This window comes from Streptosporangium sp. NPDC006013, assembly GCF_040614275.1.
In the GTDB taxonomy this organism is placed as follows: domain Bacteria; phylum Actinomycetota; class Actinomycetes; order Streptosporangiales; family Streptosporangiaceae; genus Streptosporangium.
In genome coordinates this window covers 1-6,616 of record NZ_JBEXUE010000523.1, presented here as the reverse complement: position 1 = coordinate 6,616, position 6,616 = coordinate 1, and the positions used below count along the sequence as shown (strand labels likewise).

Annotated in this window: 5 protein-coding genes; 1 reads left to right on the top strand and 4 read right to left on the bottom strand. The window is 70.5% G+C overall.

All coding sequences use genetic code 11. The features are described 5' to 3' along the window. The 4 genes from ABZ260_RS43735 to ABZ260_RS43720 form a co-directional block, all read right to left on the bottom strand. Positions 1–838 (bottom strand): acyl-CoA dehydrogenase (locus ABZ260_RS43735; RefSeq protein WP_355629765.1); only part of this gene is annotated, 838 nt, incomplete at its 3' end. Positions 839–1,145: 307 nt separating this feature from the next. Then, positions 1,146–2,417: an FAD-dependent oxidoreductase gene (locus ABZ260_RS43730; RefSeq protein ID WP_355629763.1), complete on the bottom strand. Its 1,272-nt coding sequence runs from the start codon at positions 2,415–2,417 to the stop codon at positions 1,146–1,148. A gap of 70 nt (positions 2,418–2,487) precedes the next feature. Further along, complete coding sequence (locus ABZ260_RS43725; RefSeq protein ID WP_355629760.1) at positions 2,488–3,693, bottom strand: helix-turn-helix domain-containing protein; 1,206 nt, start codon at positions 3,691–3,693, stop codon at positions 2,488–2,490. 288 nt (positions 3,694–3,981) lie between these two features. After that, entirely contained in the window at positions 3,982–5,955 is a 1,974-nt protein-coding gene (locus ABZ260_RS43720) for a S9 family peptidase (RefSeq protein WP_355629757.1), read from the bottom strand. 321 nt (positions 5,956–6,276) lie between these two features. Here ABZ260_RS43720 and ABZ260_RS43715 point away from each other — a divergent pair. Then, positions 6,277–6,616, top strand: a 340-nt coding sequence (locus tag ABZ260_RS43715) for a hypothetical protein (RefSeq protein WP_355629755.1), incomplete at its 3' end; no start/stop codon positions are given.

Genomic DNA, 6,616 nt, shown 5'->3' with positions numbered 1-6,616 from the left:
GCGGCCCCCCGGCCAGGCTCAGGGCCGCGCCGTAGGCGAGGCTGCGGGCCCGCTCGACCGCCGTGTAGGCGTCCGCGAGCTGGTGCTTCACCGCCTGGAAGGTGCCGATGGCCCGGCCGAACTGCCTGCGCTGGAGCACGTGCCCGACGGCCGCGTCCAGGGCGCCCGCGGCGGTCCCCACCAGGTCGGCCGCAACACAGGCGCGGGCTCCCGCCAGCACCCGGTCCAGGTCGCCGAGCGGTAGCTCCCGGCACTCGGCGCAGGCCACGCCTGCCTCGCCCCCGAGCCGGAACGCCGGGAGCGGCCGGGAGGGGTCGATCAGGGTCCCCTGCCCTACCGGCTCGATCCCCTCGGCCTCCGGATCGACCACGACGATCCATGCCCGGTCCGGGCCCTTCACGATCAGTGTGAACGCGGCGGCACCGGGGCCGCCCAGGACGTGCGCCCGCTCGACGTGGCACCGGCCGCTCCCGTCGACGACCCCCTCGGCGATCCCGAAGCCCGCGGGCGCCCGCCGGAAGTCCTCGCGGTGCACCCCGGCTCCGACCTGCGTCCGGAACGCGAGCGCCGACGCCAGCAGGGGAGCGGTCAGCAGGGCGCGCCCGGCTTCTTCGAGCATGACCACCAGGTCGATCACCCGGCCGATTCCGCCGAGGTCCTCGGGTATCCCGATGTCGGCGTAGCCGCCGTCCGCGACCGTCTCCCACCCGTCCGGCACACCGCCGTCGAGGGTGGCACGCATGACCGCCGGGCCGTGCAGCGATCGGAACTGGGCGCGGGCGGTGTCGGCGAGGGCGAGGGTGTCCTCGTCCGGGGCTAGAAGCTGCCAGTCCGTCATCTTTGTCCGGGTTCTCCTCGGTGGAGTGGGATAGCCGTCAAGGAAGATGGTACTGGATTTTCGCCTTTGCCTGTATATGATTTAGATGTTAACTATGAGCCCGCTCGGGGAGCGTGTACCGCTTCAAAGGTCGTTGCGGGGCGCTTGACCTGCGGATCGGCCTGGACGGCGGCTCAGGCAAGATCGGTTCTTGTGTCTCTCCATCTCTCTACCTGCTCATAATCCGGGTGTTCGGCGCTGGGCCGAAGTGAGGTGATGTACCCCGAGTTCGGTGGAGTCGCTTTGGATGACATGAAGGCGGGCTCGGTCATCCCATCACCGTGCCCGTCGAGTCCGCGTTGCGTGGCCGGGCACGGCCGAAGGCGGCGAGTCCTATCTCCAACCCGGTGTGCTCACCGGCGACGCGGCTCTCACCGTCGATCACGGCCCGCATCAGGCGCCCGACCATGGGGGCGTTCTTGAACTGGTTGCCGCTGGTCCCGATCGCGACGTAGAAGCCCGCGCGTTCGGTGCCGTCGTAGATCGGGGTCCAGTCCTCGGTGACGTCGTAGACGCCGGCGATACCGGTCGGCCTGCCGGGCACACCGAGGTCGGGAAGGCGGCGGGCGGCACGCGTGACCTGTGCCTCGAAGACCTGCCGGGTGGGGTTGGGATTGATGGCGTCGGGATCGTCGACCCACTGCAGCTCGTCACACTCGGGCTCGGTGCCGCCGACCAACAGCCCGTCACCCGGGGCGCCCCGCATATAGATGCCGAGGTCGAGGTCGGCGATGCACGGGCCGATGCCCTCGCCGTTGTAGCCGGCCGGCGCGGGCATGTGGTGCACCTCCTGGCGCATCGGCCGGACGGTGATCGACCAGTCTGCGCCGACGCCCGCCAGCGCGTTCAGCTTGCCGGACCACGGCCCGGCCGCGTTGATGACGACGGGCGCGCTCACGGTCGTGCCGTCGTCGAGCCGGACACCGCTCACCGCACCGTCGCCGAGGACGGCGATCACCTGACGTCTGAACAGGAACCGCGCACCCCGCCGTTTCGCGCCGTTGGCGAGGTTGACGGCGGCCAGACCCGGGTCGTCGACGAAGCCGGCGTCCGGGGTCCACAGCGCACCCAGGCGCTTGTCCGTGTCCTCCCAGAAGGCCGGATCCTCGATGCGCTTCGGAGGCCAGAACCGGCCAGGGGCGAGCCCGGGCATCCGGCGGGCCAGCTCGTCGGCCTCCCAGACCTCGTACGGGATCCCCGCCCGGTCGAACATCTCGAGGACACGGTCCATCGGCGCGATGTCGACGTCCATGAACACCTTGCCGACGCGGTGGAACCTCGCCATCCCGGCGTCGTCCACGCCCTCGAGGTGGTCGGCCCACCTCTCCCAGCAGTGCTTGGACTCCCAGGACAGCGCAATGCCGTCCCAGGTCGAGTAGTTGAACCGGATCACAGCGCTGGACGCGCTGGTCGACCCCTGGCCGGGCCCGCTCGCCTTGTCGACCACCACCACCGAGCGGCCCGTCTTGGCCAGCTCGAAGGCGATCGAGGAGCCGATCACGCCGGCACCGACCACCACTACGTCTGCTGTCACACTCATGTGCAAAGTCTCGCCTCGTGTCAACGCAGGGCCCACCGACGGCTGTCGAGGCTTCCCTGTCCCCGGTTCGTCACCTGCCGATAAGCCCCTGCAGGCGGGCGAGCTTCAGCCCGAGGTGCAGGTCGAGCCGTACGCCGCCGCTTTTCAGGGACAGCCCGGTGATCTCCTCGATGCGTCCCAGCCGGTAGTACAGCGATGTGCGATGCACCTGCAGCCGCGCCACCGTGTGCCGCGAGTCGCAGCCCTCGTCCAGCCAGGTCTCCAGGGTCTCGGCCAGCGTGCCCTCGTGGTCGGACTCCATGAGGGTGCGCAGCCCGTCAGGGATGGCGTCCTCCGGCAGGTCGGAGAGCGGCAGCTGCACGAGCAGCCGGTAGACGCCGAGGTCGTCCCACGCGGTCACCGTGCCGAAGCCGGTCACCTGCTGCGTGACGTCGAGCGCCTCGCGCGCCCGCCGCGCGCTCACCGAGGCGCGCGTGGGCCCGTCCACGACGGGACCGATGCCCACCCGCACCTGGACGCTGTCACCGAGCTGCTTGACCAGCTCGTCCTGCACCTGCTCGGCCACCCCTCGCAGGTCGGCCGCCCCAGGCGGACGTCGCCCGGCCAGGAGCAGCACACCACGGCCGCCGGCACGTGCCATCGACAGGCTGACCAGCGGCGTGGCCCGTCGCCCCGCCCGGCGCAGCACAGCGTGCAACGTAGTGCGCAGGTCCTCCTGCTCGGCCGAACTGGCCTGCACCACGAGGACCGCGACCGAGCAGGCAGGGGGCAGCATCTCCTCGTCGGCCAGCAGGTCTGCGGCTGCGGAGCTGACCGCGGGGTCGTCGGAGATGAGGTCCCGTAACAGCTCGCGCTCGCGGCTGTCCCGCAGGTCGTCGACGAGGCGCTCGCGGAAGAGCAGCTGGCCCGCGTCCGCCGCGGCCTTCGCCGCTGCCTGCACCTCGTCCGCGGGTAGCCCCTCCGCGGGCTCGATGATCCAGAGGTAGCCGAACAGGAGCCCCTGGCAGCGGACAGGAAAGCAGATCCGGGGCAGCAGTTCGATCTCAGGCCGCCCGGCCACGCGCACCGGCCCCTCGGCCGTGGCGATGCCCTGGGCGACGGCGTGTGCCACGACCTCGTCCGGGGCGCGCATCTTCATGATGCTCGAGATCCGGTGCCGGTCGATGTGGTCGTCGTGGGCGGTGTGACAGATCAGGTTCATCTGAGGGTCGTCGATCGCCACCGCCAGGCCGATCCGGTCCGCGAGCGCCTGCGCGACCCGCTGCAGCTCATCCACCTCGCACCACCACCCCTGCGTACGATGATTTTGCCATCCTCGCTCGTGAAGGGGACGAGCGGGCGCGTCGATACGTCGCCGGTCAGGGGCTCGACAGAAGGCGAGCCGAGCGGCACGGAAGGTGATCGTCATGGCAGGACGGTAAGTGGCGTGCGCCACGTCCGCCGGCCGGCCGCGGATGGAAACCCGGGCCTGTCCGTTCACCCCTTGTCGAGGGCGGTGGATCAGCCCTCTTGCCGCCAATCATCGCACGCTGTGCCACAGTCGGACCTTCGGGCACGAAGGGGGTCAGCCGCGGGCCGGCATGTGCTGCTGGAACCAGTCCACGACGCGGGTGCAGAAGTCGATCAGAGCCGGGAATCGACGGACGCCGTGGCCTTCCTGCGGGTAGATCACGAGCTGGGACTCGACGCCGTGCTCGAGCAGCGCCTGGTGGAACTCCTGGGCCTGCGTCGGGGGAGTGCAACGGTCCAGGGCACCGGCGATGTTCAGGCACGGGGTGCGCACCTTGCCGGCGTGGGTGACGGGGCTCCTGGAGTGGAACTTGTCGCCGGGGACTTCCGGGTTCCCGTTGAGGAACAGCACGTCGAAGTAGGGGATGTTGCTGGTGAAGTGCTGGCTGTACCAGTTCGTCACGGGTGAGAACGGTACGGCGGCAGCCCAGCGCTGGTCCTGGGTGACCAGCCACGAGGACATGTAGCCGCCGTACGACCCGCCGATGAGGCCGACCCTGGCCGGGTCCACGATCCCGCGCTCGACGAGAGCGTCGATCGCGGACGTGAAGTCGGCCGTGTCCTCGCCGCCCATGTCCCCGAAGACCAGCCGGGCGAAGTCCTGCCCGCGGCCGGAGCTGCCCCGCGGGTTGGGGCTGAGGACGGCGTACCCCTGGGCCACCAGCAGCGGGGTATAGGAGGAGGACATCGACCACGTGTTCCGGTAGGCCCACACCGGGCCACCGTGGATGTTCACCACGAGCGGGAAGGGCCCGTCCCCGGCGGGGACGCATAGGATCCCCTCGATTCGCAGCCCGTCCGGTGCGGACCAGGTGACCGTCTCGGCCTTGCCCGCGACCGACAGCAGGTACTCGGTGCCCGGGTGTCTGATCCCCGCGAGCTCGACCCGGCCGTCACCCAGCACCACGACCCGTTGCGGCACCGAGTAGCCCTCCTCGACGAGCACCACGCGGCCGTCGGCGGACCAGGCCGCCTCCGGGTAGTCCGTGCCGCAGCTGGTGTCCGTGCTCGACCACAGCTCGGTGATCTTCCCGGTCACCGCGTCGTAAACCGCGGCGACGGTCTCCAGGCCGCGGATCCCCAGGATTCCCAGGCGATCCGCGTCGATCCACTGGGCCGCGGTGACGTCCACCTCACCGGTGTCGACCCGCTCGAAGGCAGCATCGGGAGCGCCCACCAGCAGGTCACCCGCGATGGCCCCGCGGTCGCTGCCCACCGCCTCGACCACCGCCAACCGTCCCCCGGAAGGCGAGGCCGCGGGCCAGCCGAGCTGCACCTCGGAGCGGGCCAGTTCGGTAACCGCCCCGTCGAGGCCCAGGCGGGAGAGCACGGCCGTGTACCAGGCGGCCTCGCCCGGAGCAGGGCTGGTGACCGCGACGACCGCGTCGGGGCCGAGCCAGACCGCCTCCCAGATGTTGAGACCCTCCGGCGACAGCCTGGTGGTCGTACCTGCCGCGAGGTCGTGGATCCACAACGACCGCCACGACTCCTCCGTCACGCCGATCTCGACGCGCGGGTGCCAATCCGGCAGCTCCTCCTTCGGCTTGTACGTCGTGCCGCTCCCCTGATCACTGGCCAGATCGGCACCGAGCCCCGCCACCCCGAGCAGCACCTTCGTGCCGTCCGGCGACCAGGAGCAGTACTCCACCGTCCCGGGCACGGCCGGGGTCGCCTCCGCCTCCCCCAGCTGACCGGTGCGCAACAGGTACAGCTGGAACCGGCCCGCCTCCGTACGGTCCGACAGGAATGCCACCGTCGCCCCGTCCGGGGAGAAGCGTGGTTGCCGCGAGGAACCGGACGGCCCCGTCAGCGGCCGCAGGTCCGCACCGTCGACCAGGAAGCAGGCCTGGCGTGGAAGGCCGGCCAGCTCGTCGTACACGAGGCCGGTCACGGCGATCCGCGACCCGTCGGCGGAGCAGGACGGCTCCAGCAGCTTGTACGGCTGTCCCAACGCCGGCTCGTGCAACCGCCGGAAATACTCTTCGACCTGGTCCCAAGTGGCGCTGCCGCGCACGTCCCCACCGCTCATGGGCGGACCCTACGCGATGGGGCGGTCCATCTCCTATCGACTCAGGTCGAAAACCGGAGGGCTTGGACTCTACGGGTGTCGAGGCCAGAACTCCTTGCAGGGGCCGGTGGAAGGCCGCGCACTTCACCGGCGGATGCTGAACTCGATACCTTGGTGACGACATCGTGGCCCTGTCCCGCACGGCCTTCGACGACGACGCGGGCGGCGCACACGACTTCCACGACGCCAATTTCCTGACGTTCCATCGCGTCGAGAACTTCCGCACCCGGAACTCGATGTGATGTCCAGACCGGCGGGAATCATCTGCCCGCTGATCACCCGTTGACCGATGCCGAGGAGCTCGACGAGGAGGCGACCGCGACCCAGCTCGACCGTCTGGCCGGCCGGATTGACGGCATCATGCTCCTCGGAATCACGGGCGAACTGGCGCTCCTGCCCGCGAGTGTGGCCGACCGGCTGACCGAGGTTGTGCTCGACCGGGCCGACCCCGGCCTAACCGTCATGCTCGGCATCGGCGACGCCGGCACCAGACGGGCTCTGCACCACCTGCGGCGAGCGGCCGGCCGCCCGTCCACGTCCAGCAGGTCCGGCTCTCCGGCGCCAGGTCGTACATCGTCCGGCTCGTGGCGGGGGAGAGGCGTCAACCACAGACGTCCCGGCG

Excerpts from the sequence above, each read along its gene's own strand:
- ABZ260_RS43730 (WP_355629763.1), bottom strand. The coding sequence starts at position 2,417 with ATGAGTGTGACAGCAGACGTAGTGGTGGTCGGTGCCGGCGTGATCGGC.
- ABZ260_RS43720 (WP_355629757.1), bottom strand. The coding sequence starts at position 5,955 with ATGAGCGGTGGGGACGTGCGCGGCAGCGCCACTTGGGACCAGGTCGAA.